Here is a 247-nt window from a genome sequence, read left to right as displayed (position 1 = left end):
ACGCGTTGCCGTTCACGAGTATCATCGATCAAGTGGTGGATGAACTCGAAACCATCTACGACACCGACGGATTGGGACGACTCCTCACCGCTCACCACCACCTCGAAACCGCCGCAATCTACGACGACACCGTCGACGGCGAGAACGCCGCGGACGAAGCCGAGCGGGCCGATGACGTCGCGGCCATGCTCGGGGAGTCGTGGCGCGCGGGCCTCACAGTGACGACGTTCGTACAGTTGTTTGAGAG

General features: G+C 61.9%; 1 protein-coding gene. It reads left to right on the top strand.

Annotated features, from left to right (window positions below; translation table 11 throughout):
- A partial coding sequence (locus HKX41_12790; GenBank protein ID NNC25012.1) for a hypothetical protein occupies positions 1–247 on the top strand: 247 nt, incomplete at both ends.

Source organism: Salifodinibacter halophilus, from assembly GCA_012999515.1.
Taxonomy (GTDB): domain Bacteria; phylum Pseudomonadota; class Gammaproteobacteria; order Nevskiales; family Salinisphaeraceae; genus Salifodinibacter; species Salifodinibacter halophilus.
Note: the sequence above shows the minus strand (reverse complement) of the source record. Positions and strands in the feature narration are given on the sequence as shown.